Source organism: Roseicella frigidaeris (assembly GCF_003258945.1).
Taxonomy (GTDB): domain Bacteria; phylum Pseudomonadota; class Alphaproteobacteria; order Acetobacterales; family Acetobacteraceae; genus Paracraurococcus; species Paracraurococcus frigidaeris.
Window position 1 is genome coordinate 296967 of record NZ_QLIX01000003.1, and the last position, 19194, is coordinate 316160.

The following is a 19194-nucleotide window of genomic DNA, read 5'->3' on the forward strand; positions in this document are numbered from 1 at the left end:
TCTTCCTCCTCAGGTCATGGCCCGGCCGCGGGGGCATCCGCGAGCGGGCGGCTGTCTTGCGCATCCCAGGCGAGCGTGACCCGCTGCCCGGGCGCGACGGGATGCGCGTGCAGGGCCGCCTCGGTCAGGGCGACGGAGTAGTCCTCGCCGCCCGCCCCGGCGAGCGCCACAGCGAAGCCGGTGCCGGTGTACTCGACGCCGGTGACCGTCGCCGGCACGCCCGCCGCGCCGCTGCCCTCGGCGGCGATGCGGGTGCGGTCGCAGCGCACGGCGAACAGCCGGCCGCCCTCCGGCGCGAAGACGTTGTGCCCGCCCATGAAGCGGGCGACGAAGGCGGTGCGCGGCCGGTCGAACAGCGCCTCCGGGTTGCCCTGCTGCTCGATCCGCCCGGCGCGCATCAGCACCACATGGTCGGCCAGGGCCAGCGCCTCGTCCTGGCTGTGGGTGACATGAACGAAGCTGATGGCCAGCTCGCGCTGGAAGCGCTTCAGCTCGGCCCGCACCCGGCCGCGGAGGAAGGGGTCGAGGGCGGAGAGCGGCTCGTCCAGCAGCAGCGTCGCCGGGTTGGTCACCAGGGCGCGGGCCAGCGCCACGCGCTGCTGCTGGCCGCCCGAGAGCTGCGCCGGCAGCCGCGCGGCGTAGGGGTCCATCTCCACCAGCCGCAGCGCCGCCTGCGCCTTGGCGTGCCGCTCCGCCTTGCCGATGCCGCGCATGCGCAGCGAGAAGGCGACGTTGTCGAGCACCGAGAGATGCGGGAACAGCGCATAGGACTGGAACATCATCGCCGTGCCCCGCCGGGCGGGCGGCAGGCCGACGATGTTCGTGTTGTCGAGCAGGATGTCGCCGGTGGTCGGCTGCTCATGCCCGGCCAGCAGCCGCAGCGTCGTGGTCTTGCCGCAGCCCGAGGGGCCGAGCAGGCAGACATAGCTGCCGGCGGCGATGCGCAGGTCGAGCGCATCGACGGCGACGGCGCCGCCGGCGAAGCGCTTGGTGACGGCGGCGAACTCGATGGCGCCGCGCGCCTTCGCGGCGGTCGGCTGCAGGGGGCTGGTGCCGTGCAGGTCGGCGGTCTCCGTTGCGATGGCCCGGACGGGGCCGTTGCAGCAAACCTAGCAGCATGCGTGCCACGCCTGCCCGGCCCCAGGCGGCGCCAGGGCGGCGGCCCGGCCCGAATTTGCCCAGGCTTGCGGCATCCTGCCGGAAGCGGCGGCAAAAGGGCGACGGGATATTGGGCTCCGCCGGATGCGCCGCGCGCTGACCAGCAGCGCCGTCTGGCCCGCCGCCTGGCCGATCGCCCGGACCGCGGCCGCGGTCAGCCCGAAGCAGGCGGCGATCACGAGGTTGCCGTCCATCCGGTCCATCAGCCAGCCCGAGGCAACCGCCCCGATCAGGCGAACCGGAGGTGCGCGCCCGGCGCCCAGGGGGCTGCCGATGGGCGCTTCATATCAGGCATCCTTCAGGCGCCGCGCCGGCACGCCGCCGACCACGGCGCCGGGCGGCACGTCCTCGGTCACCGCCGCGCCGAGGCCGACCACCGCCCCGGCGCCGATCGCCACCAGCGGCCGGCAGGCGGCCCCGGCGCCGATCAGCGCCCCCGCCCCCACCCGGACGCCGCCCGAGAGCACGCTGCCGGGCGCGCAATGCGCCCCGTCCCCCAGCTCCACGTCATGCTCGAGGATCGCCCCGGTGTTGACGATGCAGAAGCGCCCGACCCGGGATGCGGCGCCGAGCACCGCGCGCGGCAGCACCACGCTGCCCTCGCCGAGCTCGGCGCTGCCGGCGCGGATCACGGAAGGGTGCAGCAGCGGCGGGAAGGCGAAGCCGAGCGCCGCCAGCCGCGCCGCCGCCGCCAGCCGGGCGGGCGCGGCGCCGATCGCCAGGCAGGCGAGCCCGATGCCGGCCGCCCGCAGCCCCGGCAGCGCCGATTCGTCGCCCAGCACCGGCACGCCGAGCATGGCCGGCCCCCGTGGCGCGGCATCGACGAGGCCGGCGATCTCGATGCCGCCGAGGTCGCGGATCAGCTCGATCAGCGCCCGCCCATGGCCCCCGGCGCCAAGAATCAGCATCTTCACCGCCATCCGCGCCTCCTCCTCCCCATCGCCGCCAACCGCTCGCGGCCATCCCGCGTTGGCGGCGCGGCCGGTTCGGCCGATAGTCGGCCGGAGGGCCACCCCCGGGAACGGAGCGGACAGAGAGGATGCCAAGCAGCGAATGGGAAATCCCGTCGGACCTGCAGCCGGACCCAACCGAGCATGAGTTCGACCTGGACCAGGTGCTGCGCTCCGTCGTCGCGGTGAAGGCCCTGGTGCCGGCGGACGCCTTCACCGCCCAGACGCTCGGCACCGAACGCACCGGCAGCGGCGTCGTCATCCGGCCGGACGGCCTCATCGCCACCATCGGCTACCTGGTGACCGAGGCCGAGACCATCTGGCTGACCACGCATGACGGCCGGGCGATCCCGGGGCACGCCCTCGCCCATGATTTCGAAACCGGGCTCGGGCTGATCCAGGCGCTCGGCCGGCTGGACCTGCCCGCCCTGCCGATCGAGACGGAGGCGGCGCCGCGGCCGGGCGACACCTGCGTCCTCGCCTCGGCCGGCGGCCGCAAGCACGCGCTGCGCTGCACCATCGCGGCGCGGCAGGAATTCGCCGGCTACTGGGAATACATGGTGGAGGACGCGATCTTCACCGCGCCGGCGCATCCCTCCTGGGGCGGCGCCGGGCTGCTCGGCGGCGACGGCCGGCTGATGGGCATCGGCTCCCTCGTCATGCAGCAGCAGGACGGCAAGGGGCGGCGCGTCGACCTCAACATGGTGGTGCCGGCGAGCCTGCTGCCGCCGGTCCTCGGCGACCTGCTGGCCTATGGCCGGCCGAACCGGCCGGCGCGGCCCTGGCTCGGCCTCTACGCGACCGAGGACGAGGGCGGCGTCGTCGTCAGCTCCATGGCCCGCAGCGGCCCGGCGCAGAAGGCCGGGATGCAGGAGGGCGACCGCATCCTCGCGGTCGGCGGCACGCCGGTCTCCGACCTCGCCGGGCTCTGGCGGGCGGTCTGGGCCAGCGGCAATGCCGGGGCGAGGGTGCGGCTGAGCATCCTCCGCGACGACGGGCAGAGCGAGGTCGCCCTCGCCTCGGCCGACCGCCGCGCCTTCCTCAAGGCGCCGCGGCTGCACTGAGCGAACCGCCGCGCCGCGGGGCAACCCTCGACCCCGGCCCGCCGGGGCGCCGCCCCTACCGCGCCTCGATGATCGCCCGGATGCGCCGGGCGATGGCCTCCACCGAGAAGGGCTTGGTCATCACCTGCATCCCCGGCGCGAGATGGCCATGGCCGATCGCCGCGTTCTCGGCATAGCCGGTGATGAACAGCACCTTCAGCCCGGGCCGCAGCTCGCGCGCCGCATCGGCGAGCTGGCGGCCGTTCATGCCGCCGGGCAGGCCGACATCGGTCACCAGCAGGTCGATGCGCCGCGCCGAGCGCAGGATCTGCAGCCCCGCGGCGCCGTCCGCCGCCTCGAGCGCCGCATAGCCGAGCTCGCCCAGCACCTCGCCGACCAGCATGCGCACCGTCGGCTCGTCATCCACCACCAGCACCGTCTCGCCCCGCTCGGCCCGCGGCGCCGGCGCCGGCGCCGGCGCCCCATCGGCATCCGCCTCGGCGCCGAGATGCCGCGGCAGGTAGAGGCAGACCGTCGTCCCCTGCCCAGGCTCGGAATAGATCCGCGCCTGGCCGCCGGATTGCTGGGCGAAGCCGTGGATCATCGACAGGCCGAGCCCGGTGCCCTGCCCCAGCGGCTTGGTGGTGAAGAAGGGATCGAAGGCGCGCGCCGCGACCTCGGGCGTCATGCCGACGCCGGTGTCGCTGACGCAGAGCGAGACATACTGCCCGGGCCGCAGGTCATGGCCACGCGCCGTCCGGTCGTCGAACCAGCGATTGGCGGTCTCGATGGTCAGCCGGCCGCCTTCGGGCATGGCGTCGCGGGCGTTGATGCAGAGGTTGAGCAGGGCATTCTCGAGCTGGTTGGCATCGACCAGCGTGGTCCAGAGCCCGCCCGAGGCCACCACCTCGAGCGCGATGGCCGGCCCGACCGTGCGCCGGATCAGCTCCTCCATGCCGGCGACCAGCCGGTTGATCTGGAGCGGGCGGGGATCGAGGGTCTGCCGGCGCGAGAAGGCGAGCAGGCGATGGGTCAGCGCCGCGGCCCGGTCGGCGGCACCGCGCGCGGCCAGGATGTAGCGGTCGAGCCCATCGACCCGGCCCTGGGCGATGCGCGTCTGGATCATCTGCAGGCTGCCGACGATGCCGGTCAGCAGGTTGTTGAAGTCGTGCGCGATGCCGCCGGTGAGCTGGCCGACCGCCTCCATCTTCTGCGCCTGACGCAGCCGTTCCTCGGCCTCGGCAAGGGCCTGGGCGCGGCCCTTCTCGGCGGTGATGTCGCGGCCATAGGCGAAGATGTCCTCGCCCTCGGCCGAGCTGTGCCAGGAGATCCAGCGCGGCGTGCCGTCCTGGTGGCGGTAGCGGTTCTCGAAGCCGGTGAGGTCCTGCCCGGCCGCGGCCGCGGCCACCACGCCCTCGGTCAGCGCCGCATCCTCGGGCCAGATGATGTCGCGGAAATGCCGGCCGATCAGCGATTCGGGCGCATGGCCGAGGATCTCGCGCCAGGCGGGGTTGACCGTGCGGAACACGCCATCCGCCCGCAGCACGGCGAGCAGGTCGCGGGAGTTGCGCCAGATGCGGTCGCGCTCGGCCGTGCGCTCCTCGACCCGGCGCTCGAGCTCGGCATTGAGTTGCGCCAGCGCCTCGGCCGTCTCCCGCAGCCGGCGCTCGGCCTGCACCTTGGCCGTGGTCTCGACGACGATGGCGACGATGCCCTCGGGCCGGCCGCTCTCGCCGATCACCGGGGAGTAGTCGAGATTCATCCAGACCTGCTCCGGCACGCCCGAGCGGTGCAGCGTCAGCTCCTGGTCCTGGTAGGACAGGGTGCCGCCGGCGAGGCCGACCTTCATGACGTTGTCGTTGAAGTCGGCGACCTCGGGCCAGCCCTCGCGCACCTTGGAGCCGAGCAGCCGCGGATGCCGCCCGCCGGCGAAGCCCGAATAGGCATCGTTGTAGATCATGATGCCGTCCTCGCCCCAGAGCGTGACGATCGGCACCGGCGAGCGGAGGATGAGGCCGATGGTGGTGCGCAGGCTCGACGGCCAGCCGGCGATGGCGCCGAGCGGCGTCCGCTCCCAGGGATAGGCGAAGATCAGTCGCGACAGCTCGCCGCCACCGGCAAGGACGGCTTCGGTCAGACCCGTCTGCTCGACCTCGCCGCCCATGCTACAGCCACCCCGGCTTCGGCCCCGACCGGGGAATGCCAACGTCCCCGACGGGCGCTGCGTTCCCCATGCCGGCATAGCCGGAGCGGGACCGGCAGACAAAGCACGGCCCGGATAGCTGCGCGGCCGGACCGGCGGTTCGGGACGGCTTGCCTTCGCCGGCGAAAGCCGCCATACCCCGGCACCGCGCGCCTGGGTAGCTCAGCTGGTTAGAGCACGGCACTCATAATGCCGGGGTCGCCGGTTCAAGTCCGGCCCCAGGTACCATTCCATGGCGCGTTGCCCCGGGGCGTGTTGTCCGGGTCGTCCCGCCCCTATCGCGCCCCGCCCGCCTCCGTCCCCGCCCCCGGCGGCAGCGCATAGGCCTTGACGTAGTCGCCGCTCCTGGTGCGCAGCCCGCCATGCCCGCCGGCGGCGATCACGACATACTGCCGCCCGTCGCTGCCCCGATAGCTCATCGGATTGGCCTGCCCGCCGGCCGGCAGCCGCGCCCGCCACACTTCCCGGCCGTCGCGCAGGTCGAAGGCGCGGATGTAGTCGTCCGCCGTCGCGCCCATGAAGACCAGCCCGCCGGCCGTGACCATCGTGCCGCCGATGTTGAACATGCCGGTCGGCAGGGGAAGATTGGCGTGCGTGCCGAACAGGTTCATGTCGCGCGTCGTGCCGACCACGCGCTCCCAGGCGATCCTGCGGGTCTGCAGGTCGATGGCGACGAGCTTGCCCCAGGGCGGCGCATGGCAGGGCGCGCCGAGCGGCCCGAGCCAGGGATCCACGACGGTGGTGTAGGGCGTCCCGTATTGCGGCCCGACCGCGAAGCGGCTCGGCTTCGGATAGGGCTCCTGGCTGTCGAAGCCCGCCCAGGGCTTGATGAGCCCGCGCCGGAGCGCCTCCTCCCGCGGCATGGTGTCGACGACGAAGGGGATGTAGCTGGCATTGGCGATGAGCAGGTGGCGCGTCGGGTCGATCGCGGCGCCGTGCCAGTCGATCACGCCGTCGAAGGCCGGGTAGAAGAGGCTGCCCTGCAGCGATGGCGGCGTGTAGGGGCCATCGTAGCGCCGCCGATGGAACTCGATGCGGCACCAGAGCTGGTCGAGCGGGGTCGCGCCCCAGCTATCCGCCTCCGCGAGCGGCGGCGGCCCGAGATCGGGCATGCCGACCGGGTCCGGCTGGGTCGGCGAGATCCGGTCGCCCGGCAGCGGGTCGCCGGGCACCGGCCGCTCCTGCACCTCGGCCAGCGGATGCCCGTCGCGGCGGTCGAGCAGGAAGAGCTTGCCCATCTTGGTGGTCTGCACCAGCGCCGGGACGGTGCCGCCGCCGGGGCCCGGGAGATCGACCAGCGAGGGCCCGACCGGCAGGTCGAAATCCCAGAGGTCGTGATGCACGGTCTGGACGTGCCAGCGCTCGCGGCCGGTCTCGATGTCGAGCGCGACCAGGGCGCTGGAATAGGCCTCGTCGAAGGGCCGGCGCCGGGCGCCGTAATAGTCCGGCGTCGCATTGCCCAGCGGGACATAGAGCAGCCCGAGCGCCGGATCGGCGGTGTAGGTGCCCCAGCCATTCGGCGTGCCGCGGGTATAGGTCTCGCCGGGCGCCAGCGGCGCCGTCGGGTCGGGCCGCCCCAGGTCCCAGGCCCAGGCCAGCGCCCCGGTCACGGCGTCATAGGCGCGGACCACGCCGGAGGGCTCGCCCTCGGCCTGGTTGTCGTAGATCCAGCCGCCCAACACGATGCGGTTGCGCACCACCAGCGGCTGCGAGGTGATGAAGTGAAAGCCCGGCGGCGTCGGGCCGAGATGGTCGGTGAGGCTGACGAAGCCCCCCTCGCCGAAGCCTGGGCAGGGGCGGCCGGTCTCGGCATCGAGCGCGAAGAGCCGGGCATCGGCGGTGGTGCTGACGATGCGGCGGGGGCAGCCGGTCTCGGCCGGCGCCTCGGCATAGGCCACGCCGCGGCAGGCCAGGTATTCGTTGGCGCTGGTGTCGTTCTCCGGATCGAAGCGCCAGAGCTGCCGCCCGGTCGTGGCGTCGAGGGCGATGACGTGCCGGTGCGGCGTGCAGAGATAGAGGCGGTTGCCGAGCTTGATCGGCGTGGCCTCGAAGTTGAACTCCCGCCCGTTCTTCGTCTCGGCCTCGCGCGGCAGGTCGCCGGTGCGGATGCTCCAGGCGAGGGCGAGCTGCGCCACGTTGTCCGGGGTGATCTGCGCCAGGGGCGAATAGCGGCGGCCATCGGCACCGCGGCCGTAATGGCGCCACTCATCCTCGGGCAGGGCGGGGTCCGTGGCCGGCGCGGCGGCGGCCGTGGCGACCGGGGCATGCTGGACATGGCGCGCCGCGGTGGTGCGGTAGCCCGCCCCGATGACCAGCAGCGCCAGCGCCAGGCAGGCCAGGGCGCCCGACCAGCGCCAGCGCCCGCCGATCCCCCGCGCGCCGAGCCGGCCCGCGACCCAGGGCATGCACAGCCAGACACCAAACAGGGCGGGCGCGAAGAGGCGCGGCAGCAATTGCCAGCCATCCAGGCCGACCTCATGGACCGCCCAGGCCAGGGTGCCGAGCAGGATCAGGCCATAGAGCCAGAAGCCCCAGGCCCGCCGCATCGTCAGGGCCAGGCCGCAGGCCAGCAGGGCGAGGCCGGTGATCGCGTAGTAGAGGCTGCCGCCGAGGGCGACCAGCCAGAGGCCGAGCCCGAGGAAGGCCAGGCCGAGCAGGCCGATGACGAAGCCGGTGGCGACGAGCCATGGCTGGCGACGCAGCGACATCTGCAAGGCGGCCCCCTCTGCCCGGACGCCCAGCAGCAACAGCGCCGGCCGATGCCAGGTTCCGGCCCGGCGGCCTGGTGGGGGAGCGGTCCCCCATCAGGCCATGCAGCTCAGCTCGCTTCCTGCGCCGCGCCGCGCGGCAGGCGCCCGGCCTGGCGCAGCGTGCCGTCATGCTCCATGGCGCCGCGCACCGCCGCGCCCCAGCCGAACAGCGCCGTGCCGAGGGTCAGCGTCAGAAAGCCTCCGATGACGGAGACCATGGTCCTTCTCCTTCCGCGAGACCCTAGACCGCGATCCGCTCACTCCGGTTCGCGGATCGTGGTCTAGCGCGTTGTTTGATCGTGTGATTCACGCCTTCGGTGGAGTCCCCCTCAGGCGATCACACTCGGGTGGCGGGACGCCCCATGCGCCCCGGTCACCGGTCCCTCGCTGCAGGAGATGGGGTGCCGCCGGCGGCGCAGGCCTGGCGGCGCCTCGCGGCAGGCATGCGTGCGGTGCGCCCCTCCCGGGGGTCAGGCCACGGCGCCGAGGGGCTCGCGGCGGCGGATGAAGCCGCCGCCCAGCACCCGCTCCCCGGCATAGAGCACGCAGGCCTGGCCCGGCGCGGCGATGGCCGGCTCCTCCGGCCGCACCCGCAGCAGGCCCGCCGCCGCATCCCAGGCCGCGACCACAGGCCGCGGCGCCTCGCGGGCGCGCAGCTTGGCCTCGCAGCGGAAAGGGCCCTCGGGCGGCGGGGCGAGCCAGTTCACCTCGCCCACCACCACCTCGGCCTGGGCCAGCGCCTGGCGCGGCCCGACCAGCACGCGCCGCCGCGCCACATCCAGCCCGGCGACATAGAGCGGCTCCGCGCCATCCTGCGAGGCGGTGCCGAGGCCCCGCCCCTGCCCCACCGTGTAGCGCGCGATCCCCTGGTGGCGGCCGAGCACCCGGCCATCGAGATGCACGATCTCCCCCGGCTCCGCCGCATCCGGCCGGTGCTTCGCCACCACCGCGTGGTAGCGGCCCTCGGGCACGAAGCAGATATCCTGGCTGTCCGGCTTCTCGGCCACCGGCAGGCCGAGCCGCGCCGCGACCGCCCGCACCGCCGCCTTGTCCGGATAGTCGCCGAGCGGGAAGCGGCAGACGCCGAGCTGCGCCGGCGTGGTGGCGAAGAGGAAGTAGCTCTGGTCGCGCTGCGGATCGACGGCGCGGTGCAGCTCGGCGCCGCCCGGCCCCTCGATGCGGCGCACGTAATGGCCGGTCGCCAGCGCCTCGGCGCCGAGGTCGCGGGCGAGGCCGACCAGGTCCTGGAACTTGACCGACTGGTTGCAGCGCACGCAGGGGATCGGCGTCTCGCCGCGGGCGTAGCTGTCGGCGAAGTCCCGCACCACCGCCTCGCCGAAGCGGCTTTCCTTGTCGAGGACGTAGTGCGGGATGTCGAGCCGGTCGGCGACGCGGCGGGCATCGTGGATGTCCTGCCCGGCGCAGCAGGCGCCCTTGCGGGCCGTCGCCGCGCCATGGTCGTAGAGCTGCAGCGTGGCGCCGATCACCTCATGCCCCTGCTCGCGCAGCAGGCCGGCGACGACGCTGCTGTCGACGCCGCCCGACATGGCGACCAGGATCCTCATGGCTGCGCCATGAGGGGGGCCACGAGCATCCTCATGGCCGCGCCATCACGGCTGCGCCCGCTCATAGGCAGCCGTCTGGCCGGCCGCGGCGTCGAGGCCCTGCTGCCAGAAGCGCGCCTCCAGCCGCGCCGCCTCGGCGAAGGTGGCGCTCAGCGTGGCGAAGCGCGCCTCCCCGCCATGGCTGTCGCCGAGCGCGTCGATGCGCGCCGCCGCCGCCCGGGCCATCGCCTGGTAGCCAGGGTCGGCATAGGTGTCGATCCAGCTCTGATAGGCATTGCCCTCGCCCCGGCGGGCCGGGTCGGCGAGGATGCGCAGCGCCACCTCGCCATAGCCGACCGTGCAGGGGGCGAGCGCCACCTCGAGGTCGAGGATGTCGCCGGCAAGCCCGCGATCGATGACGTAGCGGGTGTAGCTCACCGTCTCGGCGCTCTCGGGCGTCGCCCGCACCTCGGCCTCCGGGATGCCCCAGCCCTCGCAGTATTTCAGGTGCATCAGCGTCTCGGAGAGGATCGCCGCGATCGCCGTGGTCTTGTCCCGCATCGCCTCGATGCTCTCGGCCTTGAAGACCGCGAGCGCCTTGGCGCGGGCGAAATGGATCAGGAAGAGGTAGTCCTGGATCAGGTAGCGCCGGAAGGCGGGCAGCGGCAGGGTGCCGGCCGAGAGGCCCTGGACGAAGGGATGCCAGGTATAGGCCTGCCAGTCCGCGGCGCAGGCCGCCCGCAGCCGGCGGAACAGCCCGCCCTCCCGGCCGAAGCCATCCTCCCAAGGGGCATTGGAGGGAGCCGTCCGGGCCGCCGCCATGCCCTCAGCCGCCCGCGTTGCGGGTGCCGGCCGGCAGCGACACCACCAGCCCGTCCAGCGCCTCGGTCATGATGAGCTGGCAGCCGAGCCGGCTGGTCTCCTGCAGGTCGAAGGCGAGGTCCAGCATGTCCTCTTCATCCTCGGTCGGCGCCTGCAGCCGGGTGAACCAGGAGGGGTCGACGATGACATGGCAGGTGGAGCAGGCGAGCGAGCCCTCGCAGGCGCCCTCGATATCGACGCCGTGCTTGTGCGCGATCTCCAGGACCGAGAGGCCGAGCGGCGCGTCCACCTCGCGGCGCGTGCCGTCGCGCTCGATGAAGGTCATCCTGGGCATCGTGTCCTACTGCTCCGCCTGGGTCAGGGTATGCCAGGCCCCGGCGAGGAGCGCCGCGGCCTGGTCCGCATCCGCGGGCGAGGTAAAGCGGCCGATCCCGATCCGCAAGGTCGCGCGCGCCTCCGCCTCGGGAATCCCGAGCGCCCGCAGCACATAGGAGGGCTCGACCGCCGCCGAGGAGCAGGCCGAGCCGGTGGAGACGCAGAGCTCCGGCACCGCCCGCATCAGCGCCTGGGCATCGATGCCGCCGGGGAAGGTGAGGTTGAGGTTGCCCGGCACCCGCTGCTCCGGGTGGCCGTTCAGCCGCAGCCCCGGCACCGCCCGCGCCAGGGCGTTGAATAGGATGTCCCGCTGCTCCCGGATGCGGCCGGCATCGAGCGGCCCCTCGATGGCGGCGATCCGCGCCGCCTCGCCGAAGCCGACCACCAGCGGCGCCGGCAGGGTGCCGGAGCGCAAGCCACGCTCCTGCCCGCCGCCGGAGAAGAGCGGCGCCAGGCGCACCCGCGGCCGGCGGCGGACATAGAGCGCGCCGATCCCCTTCGGCCCGTAGATCTTGTGGCCCGAGAGCGAGAGCAGGTCGGCGCCGATCGCCTCCACATCGAGCGGGATGCGCCCGGCCGCCTGCGCCGCATCGGTGTGGAACAGCGCCCCGGCCGCCTTGGCCAGCGCCCCGATGGCGGCAAGGTCCTGCACCACCCCGGTCTCGTTGTTCACCGCCATGACCGAGAGCAGCAGGGTGCGATCATCGAGCGCCGCCCGCAGCGCCGCGAGATCCGCCAGCCCGTCCGGCCGCACCGGCAGCACCACCGGCTCGAACCCCTCGGCGGCGAGGTCGCGCACGCTCTCGAGGACGCATTTGTGCTCGGTGGCGAGGGTCACGATGCGGCGGCGGGGGCTGTCCTGCCCGGCGGCGAAGCGGGCGGCGCCCTTGATGGCGAGGTTGTTCGCCTCGGTGGCGCCGGAGGTGAGGACGATCTCCCGCGCCTCGGCGCCGATCAGCTCGGCGATCTCGGCCCGCGCCGCCTCCACCGCCTCCTCCGCCGCCCGGCCCATGGCGTGCTCGACGCTGTGGGGGTTGGCGAAGTTTTCCTCCCACCAGGGGCGCATGGCGGCGAGGACGCGCGGATCGACCGGCGTCGTCGCCTGGTTGTCGAGATAGAGGGGGCGGTTCGGGCGCGGCATGGCGGGGAGTATGTGGCACCCCGGGCGGCGGTGCGGGAGGGTGCGGCGGGCGATGGCCGGGATCGGTGCGGCGCATGGGTGGGGTGGGTGTGGGATTCGGACAAATACCCCGGGGGTGGGGTGGCGGCGGTCGGGACGGTTTCGGACAAAGCCCCTGCCGGCGGGTATGGCACCAGCGTGGTTGCCGCGATCGGGGCGGCGGTTGCGGCGTTCGGACAAATCCCCGGCGGGGTGCGGTAGGGGTGGGTTGAGGCCGAGGCGCGCGCCAGGGAGGGACCCAGGCGGGGAGGCCGGCGGCGACAGTACGGACGGACCCATGGCGGACCTCCATCGCGCAACCGGTGAGGTATAATAGGAAAATTAGCATGGCGTCGAGTGAGAAAGGCGTCTCAGCGTACCAGATCCACTGCCCCCTGGAGACTGGCTACGAGGCCGCGTGGTTCATGGCCCATTGCAGCCGGGAAGGCATACGCGAAGTGGGGCCTAAAGAGCATCCACCAGCACCTCCGGGAGCAACACCTTCACCGCTATCTGGCCGAGTACGATTTCCGTTATAACGCGCGGCGGGTCCTTAGCTTCAGTAGCTTCCCCCGCATCGAGCGAGCGGTGCACGGCGTAGTAGGCAAGCGCTTAGCGTACGGAACGGCTAAACCCAGTGAGGGGCAAGATGGGTCCCAAGCCCAAAGTTCGCATCGAAAAGAGAGAGGAAAAAACGCAATCCGCGCAGTTTATAGAGACTGCTCTGGCGATGAGACCTGGCGAAAAAGGGACAGACTTTTGAGCGTGTGTTTGGAAAAACCGCCCGAAGTCATGACCAACGACTTGCAAAACCAGTCGAGCCCAGGCCAACAAAAAGAAAATGAGTGACTGGCACAAGACGGAGACGTTTAAAAGCCTCGGCACCATATCTGTCGAAGCATTAAAAATGCTGGCAATTACAAATGGAGGATCGGCTATTGCCGTTCTGTCCTATCTCGGAGCAATATCATCGAAATCTGAATCTTCTGCACACTCACCTGATTTAAGTTCGTCTCTTTTCTGGTTTTGCGCTGGCATAGTGAGTGTTTTATTTGGATTTATTATGGCTTATATCACCCAGCTTCGCCTTTTCAATGAAGATACGAGCGCGAAGCCCTTTCATATGGTGCCGCTCTGGCTGGGCATCTTGGCAGCTTTCGGATCAGCAATAAGCTTCACTCTCGGCTGCTACTCAGGCGTAAATACCTTAGCTCTAGCTCGCAAATCCGTGATGACGGACTTACATCCTCCAGCAGTAACGCGTCTAACGGAGACAAAAATGGACAAGAATGAGCATTATGAAAGCCTTCCAGAAATTCCAGGCCTACCCACACTAGCCGATATCGCTAAGTGGCGTGATATCATCACCAAGAACACCGAGAAAATTCCTCATGAATGGGAATTAGTAGGAGTGAAACAGACGGATGATGGATCGGTTGTAGCCATAGTCCGGCATAAGACGCGACGATAACTGCAAATTTGCTTTCCATTCATCTCAGATAGCTGCCGCCGCGCGAACGGCATCAATGCGGCAGGTTGTGGCATGCTCAGGCCACGCGAAGCGGCAGAGGCGGAAACCGTGCGCTCCCTCACGCCACCCTCCGCCCCACCCTCCCCCGCATCGCCGCCCACCCCGCCAGGAACCGCTCCGGCGCCTCCTCCGGCGCGTCCCAGGGCAGCGAGACGCGCAGCCCGCAGCCGGCCAGCGCGCCGAAGCCCATCGCCGCCAGCACCGGGCTCCGCGCCACCTTGCCCGAGGAGCAGGCCGCCCCGGCCGAGACGCGCAGGCCCGCCAGGTCGAGCGCGATCACCTGCGTCTCCGCCGGCGCCCCGGGCAGCAGGATGCAGCTCGTGTTCGGCAGGCGCGGCGCCGCCGCCCCGGCGATCACCGCCTCGGGCGCGATCGCCCTGATCCCGGCCTCGATCCGGTCGCGCAGCGCCGCCAGCCGCGCCGCCTCCGCCGCGGCGGCCTCGGGCGGCAGCAGCGCGGCGGCGAGGCCGGCGATGGCCGGCAGCGGCTCGGTGCCGCCGCGGCGGCCGCGCTCCTGCCCGCCGCCGGCGATCAGCGGCGGCAGCTCCAGCCCCGGGCGCAGCAGCAGCGCCCCCGCCCCGGCCGGCCCGCCGAGCTTGTGGCCCGAGAGCGCCAGGCTGTCGGCGCCGAGCGCCGCGAGCGAGAGCGGCAGCCGCCCGGCCGCCTGCACCGCATCGACATGCAGCAGCGCCCCGGCGGCGCGGCAGAGCGCCGCGGCCTCGGCCAGCGGGTGCCGCACGCCGGTCTCGTTGTTCGCCGCCATCAGGCAGACCAGGGCCGGGCCGCCCTCGGCCAGCAGCGCGGCGAGCGCCGCGAGGTCGGCCGTGCCGTCCGGATGCACCGGGATCACCCCGGCCCCGGGTGCCGCCGCCAGCACCGCGGGATGCTCGGTCGCCCCGACCAGCAACCGCCGGCCGCGGCCGAGGCCGTGGATCGCCAGCGCATTCGCCTCCGTCCCGCCGCCGGTGAAGACGACGTCGCGCGGGCGGGCGCCGAAGCGGGCGGCGAGGGCCTCGCGCGCCTCCTCCAGCCGCCGGCGGGCGGCGCGGCCGGCGGCATGCACCGAGGAGGGGTTGCCGCCCGCCTCCAGCGCGGCGATCGCCGCCGCCCGCGCCGCCGGCCGCAGCGGCTCGGTGGCGTTGGCGTCGAGATAGAGCGGGTCCAGGGCCGGTCCGGCGCTACTGCGCCGCCTCCGTCAGGCCGGGGCCGGGCGGGCTGTCGGGGGTGGGCGGGGCGGGGCAGCCGGCCGCGAGGGCGGGCGGCGCGGCGCGGCCCTTCACCTGCCGCCGCACCACATCGGCCAGGGTGACATGGGCGAGGAAGAGGTGGATCTGCTCGCTGAGCTCGGACCAGAGATCGTGGGTGAGGCAGCGCTCGCCGCCGAGGCAGCCGGCGGCGCCCTCCTCGCAGCGCGTGGCGCGGATCGGCTCGTCCACCGCCTCGATGATGTCGGCCATGGTGATCGCCGCGGCGGGCCGCGCCAGGCGGTAGCCGCCCCCCGGGCCGCGGGCGGAGGCGACGAGCCCGGCGCGCCGCAGATGGCCGAAGAGTTGTTCCAGGTAGGCAAGCGACAAGAGTTGAGCATGCGCGATCTCCGCCAGGCTAACAGGACGGCAATCACGTATGGCGGTTGAATTGGGCTGCTGGCGCACGGCCAATTCCACCATGGCCATGACCGCATATCGCCCACGGGTGGAAAGGCGCATGGCGGTTATTATCCTCCAATGGAGAGGCCAGGGGCAGCGCGCCGGCCAGGAATGGGAAACATGGGCGCCATGCCTTGATTCCGTTATGAAACTCGCCGCTGCGTCTCTATAGTCCCGCCACCCTGGGGGACGGGAGACAGCCCCAGGGACGACTGGACGACACCGGTACCGATGCCTTCCGCCTCCGGCGCCCCATCAGGGCGTCGATCGGCAGGCTAGATTACCCGACTGACCCAGTCAACTATTGGGGCGTGACAGTCGGTACCGATCGGCCAGTGGGTGGCGCTCCCGGGCTCCTCTCGGCATCACTGACTCAGTGCCGAGGGGAGCCCGGGCGTGGTCAGCCAGGTCTTCCCCACCAAGCGCCACGGCGCGCCTGGGCTGTCGTGCGGGATGCGCCCGCGCCGATGGCCCGAGCAGACCCGGCGCAACAGGAATTGGACCCAAGGGACGATGCCTGAGGTCATGTTCGCCGGCCCCGATGGCCGGCTCGAAGGCCGTTACCACCATTCCAAGCAGCCGAATGCGCCGGTGGCTCTGCTGCTCCACCCCCACCCGCTGCATGGCGGGACGATGAACAACCGGGTCATTCACGCCCTGTATCAGCGTTTCCAGGCGATGGGATTTTCCACGCTGCGGTTCAACTTCCGTGGAGTCGGCCGCAGCCAGGGCCGCTACGACGGCGGCATCGGCGAGATCTCGGACGCCGCCTCGGCGCTGGACTTCCTGCAGGCGGTCAACCCGAATGCCCACAGCCTCTGGGTCGCCGGCTACTCCTTCGGCGCCTATGTCGGCATGCAGCTGCTGATGCGGCGGCCGGAGATGGGCGGCTTCGTCTCCATCGCCGCGCCGGCCAGCCACTATGATTTCGGCTTCCTCGCCCCCTGTCCCTGCAACGGGCTGATCTATCACGGGGCGGAGGACGAGCTGGTGCCCGAGAGCTCGGTCCGCAAGCTGGTGGACAAGCTGAACACCCAGCGCGGCATCAGCATCGACTACCGCATCCTGCCGGGCGCCGGGCATGTCTTCACGCCCGAGGAGACCGAGCAGGTGGTGGATGCGGCCGAGGACCATGTCCTCGCCCGCCTGAACCGTAGCCGGATGGCGCTCGCCGCCGACTGACGCCGACGGCATGACGGCTGCGCTCATGCCGAGCGCCGCGGGTCGCGCCGTCCGGCGCGACCGCCGGTGCGATGCCGCAAGGGCCCGGGCGAACCGAAGGGTCGCGCCCGGCGCCGAGGGAACCGCCGGTGGGGCCCTGGATGGGTCGCCATCGCCGGCCGCCGGCTTGAGGGCCGGCGGCCCGCCGCCCGGGCGCATCCGCCCCGGCCGCGCGGCGCCGGGCATCCGCGCCGCCGGTCCCCGCCAGGAACGATCGTCCGCCTGACCCTTCCCGCTTGCGATCCAGCCCTATTCTATTCCTGGACATGAAAACCGCCCGGGAGGACAGGGTGTGATGGATCGTCGCGGGAGCCCGACGGAGGCTCGCCCGCCCATGCCCGGCCCTGTCCCGCGGCGGCGCCGGCCGATGCGGTTCCGCATGCACCTGCTCGGGCTCGCCCTGGTCACCGGCCTGCCCCTGCTCGCCCTCGCCATCGGCCTCGCCTGGTGGATCGCGGCCAATGCCCGCACCGCCGCGCTGCACGAGCTGGTCCGCACCGCCGAGGCGCTGCAGGCCGATATCGACCGGGAATTGCAGATCACCGCGGCCGCGCTCCGCGTCCTCGCCAGCGCCCCGAGCCTCGAGGCCGCGCTGGCCGCGCCGCCCGGCAGCGGCGACCCCGAGGTCTTCCACCGGCGCGCCCAGCTCCTCGTCCGGGACCGCCCGGCGGTGCTGCACGGCATCATCCTGTTCGATGCCGCCGGCCAGGCGCGGGTCGATACCCTGCTGCCGCCCGGCGGGCCGCCGCCGGGCCCGGCGCCGCTGCGCCTGCCCGGCCCGCAGCAGCTCCCCTGGAACGGCATCGCCGCCACCCCGCCGCTCACCGTCTCGCCGCTCCTCGTCGAGGCGGCCGATGGCCGGCTGGTGGTCGGCGTCGCCCTGCCGGTCGAGCGGGCGGGCCAGCGGATCGGCCTGCTCGCCGCCACCCTGCGGCCCGAGAGCCTCGGCCTGGCGCTGGGCAGCCAGCACCTGCCGCCGGGCTGGATCGCCACGCTGATCGACGAGCGGCACACGATCCTCGCCCGGTCGACGCAGCAGGAGGCCTATCTGGCGCAGCCGGCGATCGACTGGGTCACCGCCTTCCAGCAGGGCGGCGCGGCGGCGGCGACCGTCCGGGCGGTCACGCGCGCCGGCGTGCCGAGCTACGCCGCGCTGCGCCGCCTGCCCGTCGGCCACTGGACCCTCGCCCTCACCGTGCCGCGCGCCGCCATCGACGGGCCGCTGCGGCGGGCCGTGCTCATCGCCGCGGCGAGCGGGGTGCTGGCCGTCTCGCTCGCCGCCCTCCTCACCCTGGCCCTCGGCGCCCGGCTCGGCGAGGAGATCGAGGCGCTCGGCGCCGATGCCGCGGTGGTGGCGCGCGACCAGCCGCCGCCGCCACGGCCGCCGGCCCGGGTGCGCGAGGTCGCCGGGGTCCGCGCCGCCCTCGCCGAGACCGGCGCCGCGCTGCGCGCCCGCGCGGCGGCGAAGCGCGAGGCGGAGGAGCACCTGGTGCTGCTGCTGCGCGAGGTGGACCACCGCGCCAAGAACGCGCTCGCCGTCGCCCTCTCCCTCATCCGCCTCGCGCCGCGCGACGTGACGCCGGCCGCCTTCGCCACCGCCGCCGAGGGCCGCATCACCGCCATGGCGCGCGCCCATGCGCTGCTCGCCCGCGGCGCCTGGACCGGGGCGGAGCTGCGGGCCCTGGCCGAGAGCGAGCTGCCCGCGCATATGGGCAAGGTGCGCCTCTCCGGCCCGCCGGCCCGGCTCTCGGCCGAGGCGGTGCAGCCCGTCGCCATGCTGCTGCACGAGCTGGCGACCAACGCCGCCAAGCATGGCGCCCTCTCGGTGCCGGGCGGCGAGGTGTGCATCGCCTGGGAATTCCTGCCCGCCGACCAGGCGCTGCGCCTGACCTGGACCGAGCGCGGCGGCCCTGGGCTCGACGGCCCGCCGGCCCGCCGCAGCTTCGGCATCCGGCTGGTCACCCAGCTCGCCGAGCGCCAGCTCGGGGCGCGGCTGGCGCTCGACTGGGATCCCGCCGGTCTGCGCGCCACCCTCACCCTGCCGGCCGCCCGCGCCGCGCCGGACAACGCCGCGCTGGACAACGCCGCGCCGGCGGCCCGGGCCGCGGCCGGCCTGGACCGGTCCGGGCGCCCGGCCGCGGTGGCGCCGCGCCCGGCCTGGACCGATCCGGGCGGCCCGCCGCCGCGCGTGCTGGTGGCCGAGGACGAGGCGCTGCTGGCCCTCGAGCTGGAGACCGGGCTGCGCGAGCTCGGCTGCGAGGTGGTCGGCCCGGCCCGCACCCTGGCCGAGGCGCAGCGGCTGGCGGCGTCCGAGCCCCGCCTCGCCGCGGCGGTGCTCGATATCAATCTCGGCGGCGGCGAGCTGATCTTCCCGGTGGCCGAGGCCCTGGCGGCCCGCGGCGTGCCCTATCTGCTGGCGACCGGCTATGGCAGCGCCGGGCCGCTGGAGGGGCGCGAGGCCGGCGCGGTCGCCGTGCTGCGCAAGCCCTATCAGCGGCACGCCCTGGCCGCGGCGCTCGCCAGCGTCCTGCCGGGCCATGCGGCGCAGGCCAGGGGCGAAGGCGGCTGAGACGGGGCGCAACCCTCCGGTTCGCCTGGGCCTTCGCCGCGTCGCGCGGACAGGCGCGCCTTGCGGCGTGACCGGCGGCGCCCATCCGGGCGCTCGGCCCCGCGGGCCGGAACGGCGTGCGCCGGGCATGCGGCGGCGCCGGCCGGCGGGGCGGGGATGGACTTGCCGCGGCCGGCATGATCCGATCCGGCCCGAGGGCCCGCGGCAGACCGGGCCGCAACAG

16 protein-coding genes and 1 tRNA gene are annotated in these 19194 nt (G+C 73.1%); 5 read left to right on the forward strand and 12 right to left on the reverse strand.

The window, feature by feature from the left end; genetic code table 11:
* Positions 1 to 14 precede the first annotated feature (14 nt).
* The 3 genes from DOO78_RS06755 to DOO78_RS06765 form a co-directional block, all read right to left on the reverse strand.
* The gene (locus DOO78_RS06755; protein WP_341538231.1) at positions 15 to 1082 is read right to left on the reverse strand and encodes an ABC transporter ATP-binding protein; all 1068 of its coding nucleotides are present in this window, start codon (positions 1080 to 1082) and stop codon (positions 15 to 17) included.
* Positions 1083 to 1109: 27 nt separating this feature from the next.
* Complete coding sequence (locus tag DOO78_RS06760; RefSeq protein ID WP_128080012.1) at positions 1110 to 1352, reverse strand: hypothetical protein; 243 nt, start codon at positions 1350 to 1352, stop codon at positions 1110 to 1112.
* 93 nt (positions 1353 to 1445) lie between these two features.
* Positions 1446 to 2066 carry a NeuD/PglB/VioB family sugar acetyltransferase gene (locus DOO78_RS06765; protein WP_165838757.1) on the reverse strand — a complete coding sequence of 207 codons (621 nt, stop codon included), beginning with the start codon at positions 2064 to 2066 and terminating at the stop codon, positions 1446 to 1448.
* A gap of 131 nt (positions 2067 to 2197) precedes the next feature.
* On the opposite strand from DOO78_RS06765, the gene DOO78_RS06770 reads away from it, so the two are divergent.
* Entirely contained in the window at positions 2198 to 3172 is a 975-nt protein-coding gene (locus DOO78_RS06770; RefSeq protein ID WP_111468971.1) for a S1C family serine protease, read from the forward strand.
* 55 nt (positions 3173 to 3227) lie between these two features.
* On the opposite strand, the gene DOO78_RS06775 is transcribed toward DOO78_RS06770, so the two are convergent.
* Positions 3228 to 5315, reverse strand: a complete 2088-nt coding sequence (locus DOO78_RS06775; RefSeq protein WP_165838758.1) for a hybrid sensor histidine kinase/response regulator — start codon at positions 5313 to 5315, stop codon at positions 3228 to 3230.
* Positions 5316 to 5505: 190 nt separating this feature from the next.
* Between DOO78_RS06775 and DOO78_RS06780 the strand changes: the two genes are divergently transcribed.
* Positions 5506 to 5582: transfer RNA gene (locus DOO78_RS06780), tRNA-Met, on the forward strand.
* 47 nt (positions 5583 to 5629) lie between these two features.
* Here DOO78_RS06780 and DOO78_RS06785 read toward each other — a convergent pair.
* The 6 genes from DOO78_RS06785 to DOO78_RS06805 form a co-directional block, all read right to left on the reverse strand.
* Complete coding sequence (locus tag DOO78_RS06785) at positions 5630 to 8062, reverse strand: membrane-bound PQQ-dependent dehydrogenase, glucose/quinate/shikimate family (RefSeq protein ID WP_111468972.1); 2433 nt, start codon at positions 8060 to 8062, stop codon at positions 5630 to 5632.
* 110 nt (positions 8063 to 8172) lie between these two features.
* Positions 8173 to 8322 (reverse strand): hypothetical protein, encoded by a 150-nt coding sequence (locus tag DOO78_RS27400; protein ID WP_165838759.1) that lies wholly within the window; start codon positions 8320 to 8322, stop codon positions 8173 to 8175.
* A gap of 252 nt (positions 8323 to 8574) precedes the next feature.
* Positions 8575 to 9669, reverse strand: coding sequence for a tRNA 2-thiouridine(34) synthase MnmA (gene mnmA, locus DOO78_RS06790; RefSeq protein ID WP_111468973.1), 1095 nt, complete (start codon positions 9667 to 9669; stop codon positions 8575 to 8577).
* 45 nt (positions 9670 to 9714) lie between these two features.
* The gene (locus DOO78_RS06795; protein ID WP_111468974.1) at positions 9715 to 10470 is read right to left on the reverse strand and encodes a TenA family protein; all 756 of its coding nucleotides are present in this window, start codon (positions 10468 to 10470) and stop codon (positions 9715 to 9717) included.
* 4 nt (positions 10471 to 10474) lie between these two features.
* On the reverse strand, positions 10475 to 10804 hold the full coding sequence (locus DOO78_RS06800) for a ferredoxin family 2Fe-2S iron-sulfur cluster binding protein (RefSeq protein ID WP_111468975.1): 330 nt from the start codon (positions 10802 to 10804) through the stop codon (positions 10475 to 10477).
* 6 nt (positions 10805 to 10810) lie between these two features.
* Positions 10811 to 11986 carry a cysteine desulfurase family protein gene (locus DOO78_RS06805; protein ID WP_111468976.1) on the reverse strand — a complete coding sequence of 392 codons (1176 nt, stop codon included), beginning with the start codon at positions 11984 to 11986 and terminating at the stop codon, positions 10811 to 10813.
* A gap of 859 nt (positions 11987 to 12845) precedes the next feature.
* Between DOO78_RS06805 and DOO78_RS27050 the strand changes: the two genes are divergently transcribed.
* Positions 12846 to 13475 (forward strand): hypothetical protein, encoded by a 630-nt coding sequence (locus DOO78_RS27050; protein ID WP_128080013.1) that lies wholly within the window; start codon positions 12846 to 12848, stop codon positions 13473 to 13475.
* Positions 13476 to 13593: 118 nt separating this feature from the next.
* Here the strand turns inward: DOO78_RS27050 and DOO78_RS06815 are convergent, their stop codons facing one another.
* Positions 13594 to 14700 carry a cysteine desulfurase family protein gene (locus DOO78_RS06815; protein ID WP_111468978.1) on the reverse strand — a complete coding sequence of 369 codons (1107 nt, stop codon included), beginning with the start codon at positions 14698 to 14700 and terminating at the stop codon, positions 13594 to 13596.
* Between the two features lie 13 nt (positions 14701 to 14713).
* Positions 14714 to 15241: an Rrf2 family transcriptional regulator gene (locus tag DOO78_RS06820; protein ID WP_111468979.1), complete on the reverse strand. Its 528-nt coding sequence runs from the start codon at positions 15239 to 15241 to the stop codon at positions 14714 to 14716.
* A 453-nt stretch (positions 15242 to 15694) separates the two neighbouring features.
* Between DOO78_RS06820 and DOO78_RS06825 the strand changes: the two genes are divergently transcribed.
* Both DOO78_RS06825 and DOO78_RS06830 read left to right on the forward strand, forming a co-directional pair.
* Positions 15695 to 16363: an alpha/beta hydrolase gene (locus DOO78_RS06825; RefSeq protein ID WP_111468980.1), complete on the forward strand. Its 669-nt coding sequence runs from the start codon at positions 15695 to 15697 to the stop codon at positions 16361 to 16363.
* 418 nt (positions 16364 to 16781) lie between these two features.
* The gene (locus DOO78_RS06830) at positions 16782 to 18971 is read left to right on the forward strand and encodes an HWE histidine kinase domain-containing protein (RefSeq protein ID WP_128080014.1); all 2190 of its coding nucleotides are present in this window, start codon (positions 16782 to 16784) and stop codon (positions 18969 to 18971) included.
* Positions 18972 to 19194: the final 223 nt, after the last annotated feature.

Bases quoted from the DNA above. Each gene is read 5' to 3' on its own strand.
- DOO78_RS06760 (WP_128080012.1), bottom strand. From the start codon at position 1,352: ATGGACGGCAACCTCGTGATCGCCGCCTGCTTCGGGCTGACCGCGGCC.
- DOO78_RS06765 (WP_165838757.1), bottom strand. From the start codon at position 2,066: ATGCTGATTCTTGGCGCCGGGGGCCATGGGCGGGCGCTGATCGAGCTG.
- DOO78_RS06805 (WP_111468976.1), bottom strand. From the start codon at position 11,986: ATGCCGCGCCCGAACCGCCCCCTCTATCTCGACAACCAGGCGACGACG.
- DOO78_RS27050 (WP_128080013.1), top strand. From the start codon at position 12,846: ATGAGTGACTGGCACAAGACGGAGACGTTTAAAAGCCTCGGCACCATA.
- DOO78_RS06820 (WP_111468979.1), bottom strand. From the start codon at position 15,241: ATGCGCCTTTCCACCCGTGGGCGATATGCGGTCATGGCCATGGTGGAA.
- DOO78_RS27400 (WP_165838759.1), bottom strand. From the start codon at position 8,322: ATGGTCTCCGTCATCGGAGGCTTTCTGACGCTGACCCTCGGCACGGCG.
- DOO78_RS06825 (WP_111468980.1), top strand. From the start codon at position 15,695: ATGCCTGAGGTCATGTTCGCCGGCCCCGATGGCCGGCTCGAAGGCCGT.
- DOO78_RS06800 (WP_111468975.1), bottom strand. From the start codon at position 10,804: ATGCCCAGGATGACCTTCATCGAGCGCGACGGCACGCGCCGCGAGGTG.
- DOO78_RS06785 (WP_111468972.1), bottom strand. From the start codon at position 8,062: ATGTCGCTGCGTCGCCAGCCATGGCTCGTCGCCACCGGCTTCGTCATC.
- DOO78_RS06770 (WP_111468971.1), top strand. From the start codon at position 2,198: ATGCCAAGCAGCGAATGGGAAATCCCGTCGGACCTGCAGCCGGACCCA.
- DOO78_RS06775 (WP_165838758.1), bottom strand. From the start codon at position 5,315: ATGGGCGGCGAGGTCGAGCAGACGGGTCTGACCGAAGCCGTCCTTGCC.
- DOO78_RS06795 (WP_111468974.1), bottom strand. From the start codon at position 10,470: ATGGCGGCGGCCCGGACGGCTCCCTCCAATGCCCCTTGGGAGGATGGC.
- mnmA (WP_111468973.1), bottom strand. From the start codon at position 9,669: ATGAGGATCCTGGTCGCCATGTCGGGCGGCGTCGACAGCAGCGTCGTC.
- DOO78_RS06830 (WP_128080014.1), top strand. From the start codon at position 16,782: ATGCACCTGCTCGGGCTCGCCCTGGTCACCGGCCTGCCCCTGCTCGCC.